This window comes from Microbacterium sp. NPDC089696, assembly GCF_044749125.1.
In the GTDB taxonomy this organism is placed as follows: Bacteria; Actinomycetota; Actinomycetes; order Actinomycetales; family Microbacteriaceae; genus Microbacterium.
Map to the genome: position 1 here is coordinate 1,035,357 of NZ_JBIVHF010000002.1, position 17,987 is coordinate 1,053,343.

Annotated in this window: 15 protein-coding genes; 5 read left to right on the forward strand and 10 right to left on the reverse strand. The window is 68.0% G+C overall.

What is annotated here, in order from left to right; all coding sequences use genetic code 11:
- Positions 1 to 4: 4 nt before the first annotated feature.
- The 9 genes from ACIPY8_RS15355 to ACIPY8_RS15395 form a co-directional block, all read right to left on the reverse strand.
- A complete protein-coding gene (locus tag ACIPY8_RS15355) occupies positions 5 to 490 on the reverse strand; it encodes a hypothetical protein (RefSeq protein WP_400819889.1) in 486 nt (161 codons plus the stop codon).
- 258 nt (positions 491 to 748) lie between these two features.
- On the reverse strand, positions 749 to 1,324 hold the full coding sequence (locus tag ACIPY8_RS15360; protein WP_400819892.1) for an NADPH-dependent FMN reductase: 576 nt from the start codon (positions 1,322 to 1,324) through the stop codon (positions 749 to 751).
- A 108-nt stretch (positions 1,325 to 1,432) separates the two neighbouring features.
- Positions 1,433 to 2,470, reverse strand: a complete 1,038-nt coding sequence (locus ACIPY8_RS15365; RefSeq protein ID WP_400819894.1) for an ABC transporter permease — start codon at positions 2,468 to 2,470, stop codon at positions 1,433 to 1,435.
- Positions 2,467 to 3,534: an ABC transporter permease gene (locus ACIPY8_RS15370; protein WP_400819896.1), complete on the reverse strand. Its 1,068-nt coding sequence runs from the start codon at positions 3,532 to 3,534 to the stop codon at positions 2,467 to 2,469. Before ACIPY8_RS15370 ends, ACIPY8_RS15365 begins: the two co-directional genes overlap by 4 nt.
- Complete coding sequence (locus ACIPY8_RS15375; protein WP_400819899.1) at positions 3,531 to 5,138, reverse strand: sugar ABC transporter ATP-binding protein; 1,608 nt, start codon at positions 5,136 to 5,138, stop codon at positions 3,531 to 3,533. Before ACIPY8_RS15375 ends, ACIPY8_RS15370 begins: the two co-directional genes overlap by 4 nt.
- A 94-nt stretch (positions 5,139 to 5,232) precedes the next feature.
- The gene (locus ACIPY8_RS15380; protein WP_400819901.1) at positions 5,233 to 6,234 is read right to left on the reverse strand and encodes a substrate-binding domain-containing protein; all 1,002 of its coding nucleotides are present in this window, start codon (positions 6,232 to 6,234) and stop codon (positions 5,233 to 5,235) included.
- A gap of 177 nt (positions 6,235 to 6,411) precedes the next feature.
- Positions 6,412 to 7,959: a sugar ABC transporter ATP-binding protein gene (locus ACIPY8_RS15385; protein ID WP_400819903.1), complete on the reverse strand. Its 1,548-nt coding sequence runs from the start codon at positions 7,957 to 7,959 to the stop codon at positions 6,412 to 6,414.
- Positions 7,956 to 8,975: a LacI family DNA-binding transcriptional regulator gene (locus tag ACIPY8_RS15390; protein WP_400819905.1), complete on the reverse strand. Its 1,020-nt coding sequence runs from the start codon at positions 8,973 to 8,975 to the stop codon at positions 7,956 to 7,958. The genes ACIPY8_RS15385 and ACIPY8_RS15390 overlap by 4 nt, the downstream gene beginning before the upstream one ends.
- A 67-nt stretch (positions 8,976 to 9,042) precedes the next feature.
- Entirely contained in the window at positions 9,043 to 10,302 is a 1,260-nt protein-coding gene (locus tag ACIPY8_RS15395) for an FAD-binding protein (RefSeq protein WP_400819907.1), read from the reverse strand.
- 68 nt (positions 10,303 to 10,370) lie between these two features.
- On the opposite strand from ACIPY8_RS15395, the gene ACIPY8_RS15400 reads away from it, so the two are divergent.
- The 5 genes from ACIPY8_RS15400 (at position 10,371) to ACIPY8_RS15420 (ending at position 16,427) form a co-directional block, all read left to right on the forward strand.
- Positions 10,371 to 11,417, forward strand: coding sequence for a LacI family DNA-binding transcriptional regulator (locus tag ACIPY8_RS15400; protein WP_400819910.1), 1,047 nt, complete (start codon positions 10,371 to 10,373; stop codon positions 11,415 to 11,417).
- 245 nt (positions 11,418 to 11,662) lie between these two features.
- Positions 11,663 to 13,000 (forward strand): extracellular solute-binding protein, encoded by a 1,338-nt coding sequence (locus ACIPY8_RS15405; RefSeq protein ID WP_400819913.1) that lies wholly within the window; start codon positions 11,663 to 11,665, stop codon positions 12,998 to 13,000.
- A complete protein-coding gene (locus ACIPY8_RS15410; RefSeq protein ID WP_400819916.1) occupies positions 12,997 to 13,953 on the forward strand; it encodes a carbohydrate ABC transporter permease in 957 nt (318 codons plus the stop codon). The genes ACIPY8_RS15405 and ACIPY8_RS15410 overlap by 4 nt, the downstream gene beginning before the upstream one ends.
- Complete coding sequence (locus ACIPY8_RS15415) at positions 13,953 to 14,858, forward strand: carbohydrate ABC transporter permease (RefSeq protein WP_400819918.1); 906 nt, start codon at positions 13,953 to 13,955, stop codon at positions 14,856 to 14,858. The genes ACIPY8_RS15410 and ACIPY8_RS15415 overlap by 1 nt, the downstream gene beginning before the upstream one ends.
- A gap of 45 nt (positions 14,859 to 14,903) precedes the next feature.
- The gene (locus ACIPY8_RS15420) at positions 14,904 to 16,427 is read left to right on the forward strand and encodes an alpha-N-arabinofuranosidase (protein ID WP_400819920.1); all 1,524 of its coding nucleotides are present in this window, start codon (positions 14,904 to 14,906) and stop codon (positions 16,425 to 16,427) included.
- A 103-nt stretch (positions 16,428 to 16,530) separates the two neighbouring features.
- Here ACIPY8_RS15420 and ACIPY8_RS15425 read toward each other — a convergent pair whose 3' ends face one another.
- On the reverse strand, positions 16,531 to 17,958 hold the full coding sequence (locus ACIPY8_RS15425; protein ID WP_400820371.1) for an MFS transporter: 1,428 nt from the start codon (positions 17,956 to 17,958) through the stop codon (positions 16,531 to 16,533).
- Positions 17,959 to 17,987: the final 29 nt, after the last annotated feature.

Sequence of the window (17,987 nt, forward strand, 5' to 3'; positions counted from 1 at the left end):
CCCCTCACGGATAGACCTTCTCAGGCCAGGCGATCGTCTGATGCTGCGACGCCCAGTCACCGCTGTCTGCCTCCGCCGAGAGCAACGCCGAAGACGCCACGGGGAGGTGGGCTCCGCCAGACATGGGTATCCGGGTGAGCGAGTCTGTGGTCGTGTCGTTGTTGATGACGTAGGTCACTTCGACTGCGCCGTCTGGGGCGGGCTCGCTTGCGAACACGTCGAGATGGTAGGAGACAAGGAACGATTCCGGCAGGTTGCGCGCGTGCAGAGAATCGGGATCGGCCGGACCGCTGAGTGGACTGGACAACACGTTGATCACATCGTTCAGCAACACGAATCCGTTATTGCTGATGTCCCGATCGTAGGGTCTGCCATTCACACCGGAACTCAGCTCGCCTGATCGCAGGTCTGCGAGGCCCCGTTGTCTCACTGCGTTCACATGGTCGCTCCGCATGAGTATCGACACGAAGGGGTCGTTGCTTGCGAGCACCAGTCCTCGCGGGCTGTCTCCGGTCGCGAACCCGAAGAAGAGGTCTGCGACGCGTCCATCGGCTTGATCGCGCGCGAAGGGACCGACGGTTGCGACCTCACAATCGAGTCCGTCCCACGCCTCCGACGCCCTCCTCGCGAGCTCGCTCGCAAGGATGCGATCGGCTTCCCGACGCCGCTCACATGAGGCGTTTCTCGATACAAACGTGTCATATATCGGTGTACCGGAACGGGCTCCGAGTGAGAGAGAACGCCCGAGTCAGCCGTCGGTCTCGCGGGGCAGCACCGTCAGCACCCGCTCGATGTGATCGTGGAACTCGGTCATGAACGCCCGGAGGAAGGCCTCGGTGCCGGGGTCCGAGACGGTGCCGTCCTTCTCATAGTGCTCCGGTGTGAAGCGGATGTACGCCTCGGGCGCCGTCATCTGCCGGGCGTTGCAGAAGCTGAGCACACCGCGCAGGCTCTGCTGCGCGACCGCTGTGCCGATCTGGCCCACGGACGCGCCGATCACGGCCGCGGGGATGTGATCGAACGAGTTCTGACCCCACGGACGCGACGCCCAGTCGATGGCGTTCTTGAGACCGCCGGGGATCGACCGGTTGTACTCCGGGGTGACGAAGAGCACGGCATCCGCCGAGTCGATCGCCTCCTTCAGCACGACCGCCTCGGGCGGATAGGCGTCGTCGTAGTCCTGACTGTAGAGCGGGAGATCACGGATCTGTATCTCGAAGAACTCCAGATCGTCCGGCGCCAGGCGGATCAGCGCCGTCGCGAGGATGCGGTTGATCGACGTCGAAGACAGACTGCCGATGAAGTACCCGACTCTGTGGCCCATGTCCGTTCCTCACCTTCTGCGGCGAGCGCGGTGCCCTGTCCGCTGGACACCAGTCTCGACGCGACCGGACGAGGATTCCACCCCTTGTGCGGATGGCCCACCGCCTTGCTACTCCCGCTTCCTCGTCACGGCCCGCTGGAGCAGCACGAACACGAGCAGGATCCCGCCGGTGATGATCGTCGTCATCTCCGGAGGGATACCGCCGTCGCGGGTGATCAGCACGTTCATCAGTCCGAGCACGAGAGCGCCCACGACCGACCCGAGCACGTAGCCGTACGCCCCGGTCAGCACGGTGCCGCCGATGACGGCCGCTGCGATCGCGTCGAGCTCCCAGCCGATGCCCGTGATGTTCTGCGCCGTGCCGAGGCGGGCGGTGTAGAGCACCGCGGCGAGACCGGCGAGCGCTCCGCTGATCACGTACACCAGCACCTTGGTGCGCTGCACGGGCAGCCCCATCAGCAGGGCCGAGTTCTCGGAGCCGCCGATCGCGTACACCGTGCGACCGGTGCGGGTGCGGTGCAGCACGAAGAACGCCGCCACGACGACGAGCACGGCGATGAGCACGGCCGGGGTGATCACGAGGTCGTTCACCTTGGGGCCGTCGATGATCTTCAGCTGCGCGCCGATCCAGCGGATGGGCGACTCCTCGCCCAGACGCTCTGGCTTCGTGCTGAGCAGCGATGCGAGACCGCGTCCGAGGAACATCATGGCGAGCGTCGCGATGAACGGCTGCACGTTGAAGTACCTGATCAGCACTCCCGAGACGAGGCCGAAGAGCACGCCGATGCCGATCATCGCGACGATCACGGCGATGGCGTTCCAGCCCGCGTTCGAGAGCATCACGCCGGCGACCGATGACACCGCGATGATCGACCCCACCGAGAGGTCGATGCCGCCGGTGAGGATCACGAAGGTGAGGGCGACGGCGAGCACGATGAGGTGCGCGTTGTTGATGAGCAGGTTCGACAGGGTGTTGAACTGCACGATGCGCCCGTAGGCGACTTCGCCGAAGATCACCATTCCCACGAAGATGATCACCGAGGCGATCGTCGGGAGCACCGAGGGGTTGGCTGAGATCATCCGGCGCATCCGGTCGGCGACGGTCTCGCTCGTCTGCAGCGCGGGGGCCGCGGTCATGACGCTCATGCGGCCACCTCTTCCTTCGTCTGGTCTCGTTCCACGGGGCGGGTCCTGCGGCGGGTGCGGAACCAGCTGCGCACGCGCTGCGACTGCAGCAGGCAGAGCACGACGATCACGATGGCCTTGAACGCCGGCGTCGCCGACGACGAGACGCCGAGGTACAGCACGGTCTTGTCGAGCGTCGCGATGAGCAGCGCACCCACGAACGCGCCGCTGAGCGAGAACTTGCCGCCGGCCAGCGAGGCGCCGCCGATGACGACCGCGAGGATCGCGTCGAGCTCGAGCTGATATCCGGTGCGTGAGATGTCCACCGTCATGACGCTGCCGACCGACATGACGCCGGCGATGCCCGCCAGGATGCCGCTCATGATGTACGCGGTGAGCAGCAGACCCTTCGGTTTGATGCCCGCCATCCGGCTCGCGCGGGGATTGATGCCGATCGCCTCGATCATGAGCCCGAGCGCACTGCGCCGCACCACCCATCCGACGGCGATCACGATCAGCACAGCGAGGATGAACACCACCGGGATGCCGATCACGAAGCCGTTCGCGATCCAGCGGAACGCATCGTTGGAGGCGGTGGTGTTCTGCCCGCCCGTGATCACCTTGGCGATGCCGCGTCCGGCGAGCATCAGTACCAGCGTGGCGATGAACGGCTGCAGGCCGACGTAGGCGACGAGTATGCCGTTGACGGCACCGAGGATGCCGGTGATCACGAGCGCCAGACCGACGGCGGAGAGCGCCGCGCCGAGGGAGTCGTCCGCCGCGCTGAGGAACTCCATCGAGACCGCGCCGGCGACGGCCATGAGCGAGCCGACGGAGAGGTCGATGCCACCCGTGGCGATCACGAGGGACATCCCGATCGCGATCATCATGATCGGGGCCGCCTGGCGCAAGATGTCGACCAGGTTTCCCACGAGATTGCCGTTGTTGGGGTTGATCGAGAGCGCGAGGTAGGTCGGGTCCTTGATCACGTTCAGTGCGAGGAGTGCGAGGATCGCGACGATGCCCCAGAAGAAGGGTTTGTGGATGAGGGTCCGCCACAGGGCGGAGTCGGCTGACGCGGTCATCGCGCTGCCTCCTTGTCGGTCGTGGGGGTGATGCTATCGGGCACGGCGCCGTCGGTGTCATCGAGAGTCTCAGCCGCGGCATCCACCCCGTGCGCGGCGATCACGTCGACGATCACCTGCGCGGTCACGTCGGGCCCGTTCTGGATCTCACCGATCTTGCGGTGGTCCTTCAGCACGACGATCCGCTCGGAGAGACGCACGACCTCTTCGAGCTCTGACGAGATGAAGACCACGGCGACGCCGTCTTCCGCGAGCTCGGCCACCGCCTCCTGGATCTCGGCCTTGGCGCCGACGTCGATGCCACGAGTGGGCTCGTCGAGGATCAGCAGCTCCGGCTGCGTCGCGAGCCAGCGTCCGAGCAGCACTTTCTGCTGATTGCCGCCGGACAGGTTCTTGATCATGCGGTCGGGGTCGGCGGGACGGACGTTGAACTGCTCGATGTAGCGGTCGACGATCGCATCCTGCTCCTTGCGGCTCATGGGACGCGCCCACCCGCGCTCGGCCTGCACCGCGAGGATGATGTTCTCGCGCACCGTGAGGTCGCCGACGATGCCCTCATCGCGGCGGTTCTCGGTCGAGAAGGCGATGCGACGCGGCAGGGCATCGGCCGGCGACCTCAGATCCACCGGGCCGCCGTGCAGCTCGATCGTGCCCTCGTCGGCGCGATCGGCGCCGTAGAGCAGCCGAGCGAGTTCGGTGCGCCCCGATCCGAGCAGACCCGCGAAGCCGACGACCTCGCCGGGTCGGATGTCGAGATCGGTGGCCTCCACGGCTCCACGACGTGCGATGCCGGACGCGGCCAGCAGCGGCGTCTCGTCTGCCTCGCGCGGCGCACGGCGACGGTTGCCGCCGAGCGACTTCAGCGCATCGAGGTCCTTGCCGATCATCTTCGAGATGAGGCCGTGGCGGTCGAGGTCGCGGGTGAGGTACTCGCCCTCGTAGCGGCCGTTGCGCAGCACCGTGAGGCGGTCGCTGATCGCGTAGACCTGGTCGAGGAAGTGCGAGACGAAGAGGATGGCGACGCCCTGATCGCGGAGTGATCGGATGACGGCGAACAGGCCTTCGACCTCGGCGGCGTCGAGGCTCGAGGTCGGCTCGTCGAGGATGAGCACCTTGGCCTGGATGGCCATCGCCCGGCTGATCGCGACGAGCTGCTGCAGGGCGATCGATAGGGTCGACAACGGCTTGCGGGTGTCGAGGTGCGCCAGGCCGAGGCGACCGAGGGCGTCGCCGGCGGCCCGGTGGGTGGCTGCCCAGTTGATCCCGAGGGCTCCGCGCACCTCGTGACCGAGCATGACGTTCTCGCCGATCGACAGGTTGGGGGCGAGGTTGACCTCCTGGTAGACCGTCGAGATGCCGGCATCCTGAGCATCGCCGGCACCGGCGAAGCTGCGCTCCTGCCCCGCCACCACGATGGACCCGGAGTCGATCCGATAGACGCCGGTCAGAGCCTTGATCAGGGTCGACTTCCCTGCGCCGTTCTCCCCCATGAGGGCATGGACCTCGCCGGGGAGCAGCCGGAAGTCGACCCCGTCGAGAGCCTTCACCCCCGGGAACTCGATCGAGATGCCGCGCATCTCGACGATGGGCAGTGTGTCGTTCATCGCTGTCTCTCCGTCCGCAGAACCCGGGCGGCGCAGTCGGCTGCGCCACCCGGGCTCGGTGCCGGATCTCTCCGGCGTCGGGTTCTCTGCTCGGTCAGTACTTGCGGTCGGCGAGCACGGCCTGAGCGGCCTCGGCCGAGTCGAACGCCTCGCTGGGGACGACGATGTACGAGTCGACGTCCTCACCGGCGAGCGCCTTCTCGACGACCTCGAGGGCGGTCTCCCCGAACAGCGGGTTGTACTCGTGCACGTAGCTGAGCTGACCGTCGGCGAGCGCCTGCATGGCGTTCTTCGTGCCGTCGATCGTGGCGATCTTGACGTCCTCGCCGACGACGAGCCCCGCCTCCTCGGCGGCCTGAGCGGCGCCGAGACCCATCTCGTCGTTCTGCGCGAAGACGAGCTGGATGTCGTTGTTCGACGCCTTGAGCATGGTCTCGAAGACGCTCTTGCCCTCTTCCGCCGACCAGTTCGCGGTCTGCGCGTCGACCTTGTTCAGCGACGAGTCTCCGAGGCCCTCGTCGAATCCGGTGTTGCGCTCGTTCACCACGCCGACACCGGCCGGCCCTTCGAGCACGACGTAGTTGCCGCCGTCGGGGAACGTCGCCGCAGCCCAGCTGCCGACCTCCTTGGCGACCTCGACGTTGTCGGGCGCGATGCGGGTGACGTAGAGACTGTCGTCGTCGGGCTCGATGCCGCGGTCGAGCAGGATGACCGGGATCTCCGCCTCCTGCGCGCGCTTGAGCGAGTCCTCCCAGCCGGAGGCCTCGGTGGCCGACAGCAGGATGACGTCGACGCCCTCGTCGACGAACGACGTGAACGCGTCGATCTGGGACTTCTGGTCGAGGTTGGTGGCGGGGGCGTACTTCAGGTCGTATCCGGCCTCCTCCGTGAAGATGTCCTGGATGTTCTGCTCGTTGGCCTCGCGCCACGCGCCCTCGGGGCCGACGGCGACGAAGCCGACGGTCGTGATCTCGTCCGAGCCGCCGCCGTCGCCTCCGGCGCCGGAGTCGCCGGTCGAGCAGGCCGCGAGGCCGATGGTGAGTGCGCCGACTGCTGCCAGTCCGAACGCGATGCGGGTGCGCTTCTTCGCGGACATTTCTCTCTCCTCTTTGAGATGCCGGCGGTTAGTCCGGCGGTGGTGGACCCGCGGGTCCTGTCGTGAATGCGGGACGCCGTCGTCGGGTCCTGCGGCGATGTTACCGGGAACAATTTCTGGAACACAAGAATTTATTCAGAAGTCGCGAGTGTCATCGGATAACGATGTTGTTACCGCTCACAGTTCAGCGGTGGATTCCAGCTCGGCGGCGATCATCTCGACCACGGTGTCGACCGTGACTCCCGGTCCGTTGCTGAGCTCGCCGATCTTCTCGCGGTCCTTCAGCACGACGATGCGGTCGCTGAGCCGCACCACCTCTTCGAGTTCCGACGAGATGAAGACCACCGCCACGCCATCGCCGGCCAGCTGGCTGATGCGGCGCTGAACCTCGACCTTCGCCGCGATGTCGATGCCACGGGTCGGCTCGTCGAGGATCAGCACGTGGGGCCGCACCGCGAGTGCGCGCGCGAGCAGCACCTTCTGCTGCGTTCCGCCCGACAGCAGACCCACCGGCCGATCGAGGTCGGCGGGGTCGAGGTGCAGAGCCTCGACATAGGTCTCCACCAGCGTCGCCGACTCGGCGTGCGAGAGCGGGCGCGTCCACCCGCGCAGCGCCTGCAGCGACAGCACGATGTTCTCGCGTGCCGTCAGCTGATCGATGATGCCCTGCGTCCCGCGATTCTCCGCCGACAGCGCGATCCGATGCCGCAGCGCGACCGACGGGCTCCGCAGATTCACCCGATCGCCGTCGACCCAGAGCTCACCGCTGTCGGCCCTCACCGACCCGCTCAGCAGCGAGGCGAGCTCGGTGCGACCGGATCCGCGCAGCCCCGCGAGACCCACTATCTCGCCGCGCTGCACCTCGATGTCCGTGCGCTCGAGCTCGCCGCGCCGACCGACGCCCGTGGCCTGCATCGCGGGCTCGCCGTCCGAGGCGTAATGGTGCGCCTTGCGCTCCGAGCCCAGCGCCCGGAGGCTGTCGATGTCCTTGCCGAGCATCTTCGAGATCAGGTCGGCTCGTTCGAGGTCGCGCGTCGCGAACTCCCCCACGCGCACCCCGCCGCGCAGCACCGTCATCCGGTCGCTGATGGCGAACGCCTGCTCGAGGAAGTGCGAGATGAAGAGGATCGCGACCCCACGCCCGCGCAGACCGCGGATCACTCGCATCAGGGTGGCGACCTCGGCGGCATCGAGGCTCGAGGTGGGCTCGTCGAGGATCAGCACGCGGGGCTCGTCGACCACCGCGCGCGCCAGCGCCACGAGCTGCTTCTGCGCGGGCGTGAGCAGCGACAGCGGCGTCTTGGGGTCGAGGTCGTCGAGACCGAGCCACGCCAGCGCCTCCGCGGCATCCGCCCGCGTGCGCCGCCAGTCGATGCCGAAGCGCCCACGGCGCTCCCTGCCGAGCATGACGTTCTCGCCCACGCTCAGATTGGGGCTCAGCTGCGCCTCCTGGAACACCGTGGCGATGCCGGCCTCCCGACTGTCGGCCACGCCGGCGAATCGGCGCGGCTCGCCGTCGACGATCACGTCGCCCTGCTCGGGCGCGAGCGTGCCGGTGATCACGGCCACCAGCGTCGACTTGCCGGCGGCGTTCTCGCCCATCACGGCGTGCACCTCGCCGGGGAACAGCCGGAAGTCGACCGCGTCGAGCGCACGCACACCGGGGAAGTCGACCGTGATGCCCTCGAGCCGCACGACCGGCTCGACATCACGGTCGAGGGTCATCGTGCCTCCCGGGGTGCCGCAGACGAGGCTCGCGCGACGAGCTCCGTCGGGATCCTCGTGAGGGACGGGATGTCGCGCCCCTCGATGGCGGCTCTCAGCATCTCGACCACCGACACCCCGAGCGCGCCGAAATCCTGGCGAACGGTCGTGAGGGGAGGCACGAAGTGCTTCGCGAGGGGGATGTCGTCGAATCCCACGACGCTCAGATCCGTCGGCACCTCGAAGCCGCGGTCGTGCAGCCCGTGGATCAGCCCGATGGCCATGTCGTCGTTCGCGGCGAAGATCGCGGTGTAGTCGGGCAGTCTCGTCAGGCCCTTCGCGAAGTCGTAGGCGAAGTCGGCCGACCAGTCGCCGACGACGATCGGCCGTTCGCGGATGCCCCACGACTTCGCCCGGGAGTGGAAGGCGCGCTCACGGGCCCGTGCATCGAGCCAGTCGAGCGGTCCGGAGAGGTGCAGGATGTCGCGATGTCCCAGCGCGACGAGGTGATCGACGACCAGGGTCGTGCCCGCATGCTGGTCGATCGAGACGGTGAGGAAGGTGGGGTCAGCGTCGGCCTTGACCACGAGCATCGGCACCGTGATAGCGATGCGCCGCAGCGCTGCGACCGACGATGACCGCGGCGCGATCACGCACAGCGCATCGACGCCCTGCGTCACGAGATTGTCGACCGCCTCCTGCGGCGACAGCGCGTCGCCCTCGTGCAGGGCGATCGGCGTCACCGAGTATCCGGCGGCCCTCGCCGACAGCTCGACAGCGCGCAGGATGCTGGTGGGGCCGTGCGCGACCGCGCTCTCGACGATGACGCCGATGCGGCGGGTCCGCTGGGTGGCGAGGGCCCTGGCGACGAGGTTGGGCCGGTAGTCCAGCTCTTCGATCGCCTCGAGGACGCGGCGCTTCGTGTCGGGCCTGATGTTCGGGTGATCGTTGAGGACCCGCGACACGGTCATGTGCGAGACGCCCGCGATGGTCGCGACCTGACGGATGTTGGGCTTGTCGGAGCCGACGTTGGCCATGCGCACCTCCGTCGGCCGAGCCTCGGAGAATGTTACCGAGAACAACCGCGAAGGTGCAACGGACCGCCTACAGGCCCAGGCGCTCCAGGTACGGATTCACGAGGCGGCGCTCGGGATCGAAACGGCTCACCAGTCCGGCGAAGTCGTCCCATCGCTCGCACCTCGAGCGCGTCTCGGCGCCGTCGAGGGTGAAGACCTTGCCCCAGTGCGGCCGGGCGGTCTGCGGCAGCGCGGCCTCGAGCGTCGGGAGGAACGCACGCACAGCCGCCTCGTCGGGCTTCCAGGTGAAGTGGATGCCGACGGCATCCGTGCCGTACGCCGGGCTCAGCCACAGGTCGTCGGCTGCGACCGTGCGGATCTCGTTGACGAACAGCAGCGGCGCGATCTGCCCGGCGAGGGTGCGCACCGCCTGGATCGCGGCGACGGCATCCGCCCGCGGCACGAGGTACTCGCTCTGGATCTCCGCGCCCGCCGACGGCGTGAACTCGAGCTTGAAGTGCGCGAGCCGCTCGGACCACGGTCCGGCCTCCCCCAGCTGCTCGGTGCACGCGATCGGGTCCGCCCCGAGGATGGGATGCCGCTTGGTCGTCGCCGCTTCGCCGTCGAGACGCGAGAAGAGGTCGGCACGGGTCAGCTCCCGCGCCTCGGGCTGACGCTGCTTGACCCAGATCTGGTCGGCGACGTCGGTGCGCTCCCATCGCGAGAAGATGCTGACGCTCGTGCCGATGCCGGTCACGTCGTCGAAGTCGGCGAGGATCGCGTCCCACGACGGATGCTCGAACACGTGCTGGGCGACCTCGTACGTCGGCTCGACGTCGAGGGTGACGTCGACCACCGCGCCGAGTGCGCCGAGGCTCACGACCGCGCCCGCGAAGTCGTCGTCGCCGCGCTGCAGCGAGCGCAGCTCACCCGAGGGCGTCACGATCGTGAGTGCTCGCACGGCTGTCGCAAGCGACCCGAGCGCATCGCCCGAACCGTGAGTGCCCGTCGCGACCGCACCGGCGACGGAGATGTGCGGGAGCGAGGCGAGGTTCGCGAGCGCGAGCCCCTCCGCCTCGAGCAGCGGGGCGATGTCGCCGTAGCGCTGACCACCGCCCACGCGCACGGCGTCGCGATCGGCGGTGATCTCGAACACCGCCGACATCCGGTCGAGCGCGATCAGCAGGCCGTCGGTGTCGGCGATGTCGTTGAAGCAGTGCCGCGACCCCAGCATCCGCACCGCCCCGCCCTGCGCGAAGAGCGCCTGCAGCTCCACGACGGATTCCGGATGCTCGACGCGTGCGGCGCGGTACGCGAGATTGCCTGCCCAGTTGCGTTCGGTGGTCATGGCGCCATGATAACCAGCGGGGTTCTGCGTACATCGATGCACGTCGGCCCTCCGACTATGCTGACCGGATGACAGCGACGCCGCCTCCTCGCGCGACGATGAAGGACGTGGCGGCACTCGCGGGCGTCTCGATCAAGACCGTGTCGAACGTCGTCACCGGAACCGTCTCGGTGCGCGAGGAGACTCGTGTCAAGGTCGAGGCGGCGATGTCGCAGCTCGACTTCGTGCCCAACCTCAGCGCCCGCGGACTCCGCAAGGGACGTTCGGGCATCATCGCCGTGGCGCTGCCCGATCTCGCCACCGCGTTCTCCGCGGAGCTCGTCCACCGCATCGTCGAGACGGCGCACGAGCGCGGCCTCGCGGTGCAGATCGAGGAGACGGCGACGGCGCCGGAGCGTGAGAAGGAGCTCGTCTCGCGCGCTCGCGCCCACCTCGTCGACGGCCTCATCCTGAACCCGATCCGCCTCGAGGACAGCGTGCTCAAGTACGCCGACCGCCTGCCGCCGCTGGTCGTGATCGGAGAGGTCGAGCAGAACAGGGCCGATCACGTGCGCATCGACAGTCGACGCGCCGCCGCCGACGCCACTCGTCATGTGCTCGCGCGCGGTGCGACGCGGGTGGCCGTGATCGGGGCCGACGACGACCCGTCGGTCGCGACCGCCACGAGCCGACTGCGCCTCGAGGGGGTGCACGACGCGTTGCGCGACGCCGGCATCCCGCGCGATCCCGCCCTCGAGATCAACCCGATGCCGTGGTCGATGACGGGCGGCGCCGACGGTGTGCGCACGTTGCTGGGTCGCGGTGTGGCCTTCGATGCGATCGTCGCGCTCACCGACTCGCTGGCCCTCGGCGCTCTGCACGCGCTGCACGACAACGGCATCCGTGTGCCGGACGACGTGATCGTGACCGGCTTCGACGACGTCGAGTTCTCGCGGTACACGTCACCCTCGCTGACGACGATCGCGTTCGACCGTCGGGCGTTCGCGGATGCCGCGATCACGCTGCTCGAGTCCCGGATGGACGACCGCGTCTCGCCGCCGCGCGGCCTCACCCTCTCCCACCATCTGCTGGAGCGCGACAGCACGCAGGGTTCCCCCGCGGGCTACCGCCCCTAGCGCCGGCGCCGCGTTGCCGCTCCCGTCGCACTTCGTGCCGCTCGCGCTGTCACGCTGACCACTCCCGTCGCACTTCGTGCCGCTCGCGCTGTCACGCTGCCCGCTCCCGTCGCACTTCGTGCCGCTCCGGATACCGCTGCTCGACGCGAAGTGCGACCGGAACCGGATTTGAGCGTCTCTTGCCGTCCGCATTACATCGATGTAATGATGTAGCCGACCACCCCCGCAGTCACGAAGGAGTGACGATGACGCCCCCGCTCGATCTGTCTCGGCGGCAGTTCCTCACTGCCGCCTCCGTCATGGCAGGTGCCGCCCTGCTCGCCGGATGCGCCCCCGGCACCGTTCCCGGCGCGAACACGAAGACCCTCCAGTTCTGGCATCTGCTCTCCGGCGGCGACGGCGTGACCATGTCGCAGCTGCTCGACGTCGCGAACGGTGCGCAGAGCGCCTACCGCATCCGTCCGACCGTGCTCGCCTGGGGAACCCCGTACTACACGAAGCTCGCCATGGCGGGCGCCGGCGGCCGCGCTCCCGACGTCGCGATCATGCACGCGACCCGCACGGTCGGCTGGGCACCCGGCGGGCTCCTCGACCCCTGGGACCTCGACCGGCTCGCCGCCCTCGGCGTCGACAGCTCCACCTTCCCGACGCCCATCTGGGAGAAGGGGTTCGTGGGCGACGACATGTTCAGCGTCGCACTCGACGCGCACCCGTTCGTCGCGATGTTCAACACCGACATCTGCGACGCGGCCGGCGTGCTCGACAGCGACGGGCGTCTGCAGGAGACCTCGTCGCCCGAGGAGTTCATCGATCAGCTCCGTGCGATCGGCGGTCAGTCCGAGGGCCACGCGCTCTCGTTCGGATACCTGGGCGACGGCGCTCAGATGTGGCGCCTCTTCTACACCTTCTACTCGCAGCACGGACTCCAGATGGAGCTCCCGGCTGGCGGGAAGGCCGTGATCGACAAGGATGCCGCGATCGAGTCGCTCACGCTCATGAGCACGCTCCTCGACGGCGAGATCGCCCAGGCGCAGGCCGACTACGGCAGCGCGATCGCCGAGTTCGCGACCGGGAAGAGCGGGATGCTGTTCACCGGCGTCTGGGAGCTGCGCACCATGCAGGCGGCAGAGCTGCCGTTCGACGCGACGATGATCCCGACCCTGTTCGGGACTCCGGCCGTGTACGCCGACTCCCACTCGTTCGTGCTCCCCCACCAGACGAACGCCGATCCCGAGAAGCGAGACCTGACGTACCAGTTCGTCGCCGACATGCTGAAGGGCTCCTTCGGCTGGGCCGAGGCCGGGCACATCCCCGCCTACCTCCCGGTCACCGAGTCGTCCGAGTACGACGAGCTCGTCCCGCAGGCGCACTACGCCGAGGCGGCGCAGCACGTCGTCTACGACCCGACCGCGTGGTTCACCGGCTCGGGCTCGAATTTCCAGGGCGAGTTCGGTGCCGCGGTGCAGAGCGTCCTCCTCTCCGGCGACGACCCCGCAGCCGCGATCGACCGCTTCGAGGCCCGCGTGAACGCACTCCTCCGACAGCCGAACCCCGCCGACCCGGAAGGGGCGTTCGCATCATGACCACCACGACCGCTCCCACAGATTCCACGCGCACCATCGTCACCGGCTCGAAGACCACGTCGCGAGGCCGCCGCGCCGGCTCACGCAACCGCGAGCAGCTCATCAGCTGGGCGTTCCTCGCCCCGTTCCTCATCGCGTTCGCGCTGTTCCTGGTGTGGCCGATCGTCCACGGCATCATCCTCAGCTTCACCGACCAGTCGCTCACGGGCGCCGGGGGGTCGTTCGTCGGCTTCGCGAACTACGCCGAAGCGCTCGCCGACCCCAAGATGTGGCAGTCGATGGGCAACACGGTGTGGTTCACGCTGCTCTCGACCGTGCCCCTCGTCGTTATCGCCCTGCTCATGGCGGCGCTCGTCGACCGCGGCATCCCCGGTCAATGGTTGTGGCGGCTGTCGTTCTTCATGCCGTACCTGCTGGCGTCGACCGTGATCTCGCAGATCTGGGTGTGGATTTTCAACCCGCAGATCGGCGCGGCCAACAACATCCTGAAGGCGTTCGGCCTCGAGCCGCTCGCGTGGCTGCAAAACCCCGACACGAACATGCTGTCGATCGTCATCGCGACGGTCTGGTGGACGGTCGGCTTCAACTTCCTGCTCTACCTCGCCGCGATGCAGAACATCCCGTCGCAGCAGTACGAGGCGGCGTCGCTCGACGGCGCGGGACCCTGGCGGCAGTTCTGGTCGATCACGCTCCCGCAGCTGGGACCGGCGACCGTGCTGATCCTGATCCTGCAGATCCTCGCGTCGCTGAAGCTGTTCGACCAGGCGTACCAGATGCTCGGCGGCGTCGCGAGCGACACCACCCGCTCGATCGTCCAGTACATCTACGAGGCCGGATTCGTCAGCTACCGGTTCGGCTACTCCGCCGCCATCTCCTACGTGTTCTTCGCTCTCATCGTCATCATCGGCGTCGCGCAGGCGCTCATCACGCGCCGCCGGAAGGAGCAGCACTGATGTCCTCCGCCACCCTCACCGAGACCATCGTCACCCCGACGCCGCGCAGCGCTCGGCGCTCGCACCTCCCGGGGCAGAAGCCGTTCGGCATCCTGCGCATCAGCGCGCTCGTCGTCCTGATCATCCTCGCGGTCGGCTGGCTCCTGCCGTTCCTCTGGGCGGTCGCCACGGCCTTCAAGACCGAGACGGATGCCGCGAGCGGCGACCCGTCGTGGATCGGTGCCACCGGACCGACCGTCGAGGCGTTCACCGCGATCCTGTCGCAGGGCAACGTCTACATCTGGGCGCTCAACAGCCTCTGGACGTCCGTCGCGATCACGCTCATCACGCTCGCAATCTCGGCGCTCGCGGCCTACGCCTTCTCACGGCTGGACTTCTCGGGTCGCAAGTGGCTGTTCGTCGTGATCATCGCCTCGATCGTCGTGCCGCCGCAGGTGCTGATCATCCCGCTCTTCTACCAGATGCTCGCCTTCAACATGATCGACACCCACTGGGGGCTGATCCTCCCCCAGGTCGTCGCGCCCGCGATGGTGTTCATCCTGAAGCGGTTCTTCGACGCCATCCCGATCGAGCTCGAAGACGCCGCCCGCGTCGACGGGGCCAGCCGGTTCCGCATCTTCTGGTCGATCGTGCTGCCGCTGTCGCGTCCGATCCTGGCGTCCGTCGCGATCTTCGTGTTCATCGGCGCGTGGAACAACTTCCTCTGGCCGTTCCTCGTCATCAACGACACGACCCTGATGACGCTGCCGGTCGGCCTCCAGACGGTGATCAGCGCATACGGCGTGCAGTATGCGCAGGTCATGGCCCAGGCCGTGCTCGCGGCGCTGCCGCTGATCGTCGTGTTCATCATCTTCCAGAAGCAGATCGTCAAGGGAGTCGCGACCAGCGGCTTCGGCGGTCAGTAGTCCCCCGATCCCCACCGACCGGCATCCCGCCGACCAAGGAGAGCAATGAGCAAGGCCCGCATCACCATCGACCGCGACTTCACGATCGCCGACGTCCCCCGGAGGCTCTTCGGCTCGTTCGTCGAGCACATGGGGCGCTGCGTGTACACCGGCATCTACGAACCGGGTCACCCGCAGGCCGACGAGCGCGGCTTCCGTCAGGACGTCCTCGCGCTCGTGAAGGAGATGGGACCGACCGTCGTCCGCTACCCCGGCGGCAACTTCGTCTCGGGGTACCGCTGGGAGGACGGCGTCGGCCCGGCCGAGGACCGCCCGGTGCGCATCGACGGCGCATGGCACACGATCGAGACCAACGCCTTCGGCCTGCACGAGTTCATGGACTGGGCGAAGGATGCCGAGGTCGAGGTGATGGAGGCGATCAACCTCGGCACCCGCGGAGTCGAGGAGGCCAGGGCGCTCGTCGAGTACGCGAACCACCCCTCAGGCACCTACTGGTCGGACCTGCGGCGCACGAACGGTGCCGAGCAGCCCTTCGACATCAAGTTGTGGTGCCTCGGCAACGAGCTCGACGGCCCGTGGCAGATCGGCGGCAAGACCGCGACCGAGTACGGCCGGCTCGCACAGGAGGCCGCGAAGGCGATGCGCCTGGTCGACCCGACGATCGAGCTGGTGGCCGTCGGGTCGTCCGGGCGCTCGATGCCGACCTTCGGCACCTGGGAGCACACGGTGCTCACCCATGCCTACGACGAGGTCGACTTCGTCTCGATGCACGCCTACTACCAGGAGCACGACGGCGACGCCGAGTCGTTCCTCGCCGAGTCGGTCGACATGGACGCCTTCATCGAGGGAGTCATCGCGACCGTCGACGCGGTCAAGGCCGCCGGCAAGCACACCAAGCAGATCGACATCTCGTTCGACGAGTGGAACGTGTGGGACCAGGCGAAGTACAACGACGTGGAGGCGAAGGAGATCGCGAAGGCCGGCTGGCGACAGCATCCGCGTCTCATCGAGGACACGTACAACGTCACGGACGCCGTCGTGGTCGGCACCCTGCTCAACAGCCTGCTGCGCCACGGCGACCGCGTGAAGATCGCCAACCAGGCCCAGCTCGTGAACGTGATCGCGCCGATCCGGTCGGAGGAGGGCGGGGCCGCGTGGCGCCAGACGAGCTTCTGGCCCTTCGAGCGGATGGCGCGCCTGGCGAAGGGGCGCATCCTGCGTCTCGCCGTCTCGGCCCCGCAGATCGAGACGAAGCGCTACGGCGGGGTGGATGCCGTCGACGCCGCCGCCACCTGGGACGAGGCGTCCGGACGGGTCGTCGTCTTCGTGGCGAACCGCTCGCTCACCGAGGAGAGCGACCTCACGATCGACCTGCACGGCCTCGGGGACCTGCGCGTCGTGAACGCCGAGACCCTGACGATCCCGGAGGGCGGCGACCGCCACACGTCGAACCTGGAGACGACCCCGGATGCCGTGCACATGGTGCCCCTCAGCGCGACCGAGGTCGTCGACGGCGCCGTGCGGGCGACGCTGCCGCCGCTGTCGTGGTCGGTGATCGAGCTGGCGTAGCCCCGGTCGTCGAGCGAGCCCGGCGAAGCCGAGCGAGACGAAACGCGGTGAGGATGCGTCTAACGCCCCTCACCGCGTTTCGTCTCGGTGCTTCGCTCCTCGCTCAACGACCTCTGTCAGGGGTGACCGGCTTCTCTCCCGCTTCGACGAGCGACAGCGGGTCGGCGATGTCCTCGAGCGACTTGCCCGCCGCGCTCACGCCGAAGATCCCGCAGACGACCCCGCCGAAGATCATGATCCCCGAGCCGAGCACGTACCCCCAGAACAGCGGACCGCGATCGCCGGTCTCGGCGCTCTGACCGATCAGCGAGCCGTAGAGCACCGGAGCGATGGCGCCGACGAGCTGGCCGATCGAGAAGACGTACGAGATGACCTGGCTGCGCAGCTCGAGCGGGAAGATCTCGCTGACGGTGAGATATGCCGCCGAGGCGCCGGCGGAGGCGAAGAAGAACGAGGCGCACCAGAAGGCGGTGTGGGTTCCGGCGTTCAGCACCCCGGCGTTGAACAGGAAGGCGCTGACGAGCAGGATCGATCCCGCGAGGACATAGGTGAGGAACAGCATCCGCCGCCGGCCCCACGTGTCGAAGAAATGGCCGAGGATGAGCGCGCCCGCGAGGTTGCCGACCGCGAAGACGATGAAGTACTGCGACGCGGATGCCGGAGGCGTGTCGTAGAAGTTCTCGAGCACGAGCGCGTAGGTGAAGAAGATCGCGTTGTAGAGGAACGACTGCGTCACCATCATCGTGATGCCGACGAGCGTGCGCCGCGGGTACTTCCGGAACAGCACCTTCGCGATGACGAGGAACGGGACCTGCCCGTACTCCTTGACCGTGATCGCCTTCGACTCGTCGACGGGCGGAATCTCCTTGCCCTCCTGGCGGATGCGCTCCTCGATGCCGTCGACGTTGCGCTCGGCCTCCTCCTCGCGCCCGTGCGTCATCTGCCACCGCGGGCTCTCGGGGATGTGCCGGCGCAGCCAGATGATCAGGAGGCCGAGCACCGGCCCGAGGAAGAAGCTCAGTCGCCAGCCGATGTCGGCGGGGAGGATGTCGGTGTTGAGGAAGAAGAGGTTGGCGACGGCGCCGAGGGCCGCACCTCCCCAGTAGGTGCCGTTGATCGCGATGTCGACGCGTCCGCGGTACTTCGCCGGGATGATCTCGTCGATCGCCGAGTTGATCGCGGCGTACTCGCCGCCGATGCCGGCACCCGCGACGAAACGCCAGATGTAGAAGAACCACGGCGCGAACGCGAGGCCCGCGACCGCGGAGCCGACGAGGTAGACCGCCAGCGACAGGATGAAGAGCTTCTTGCGGCCGAGCCGGTCGGTCAGTCGTCCGAACACGAGCGCGCCGAAGACCTGCCCGAGCAGGTAGCACGTGCCGGCGAGGCCGACCTCGGCCGGCCCCATGCCGAGAGTCGCGGCATAGCCGTTCGCGGCGACGATCTGCACCTCGAGGCCGTCGAGGATCCAGGAGAATCCGAGCCCGACGACGATCATCCAGTGGAATCTCGCCCAGGGCAGTCGGTCCATCCGGGCGGGGACGAGCGAGCGGACTTCCT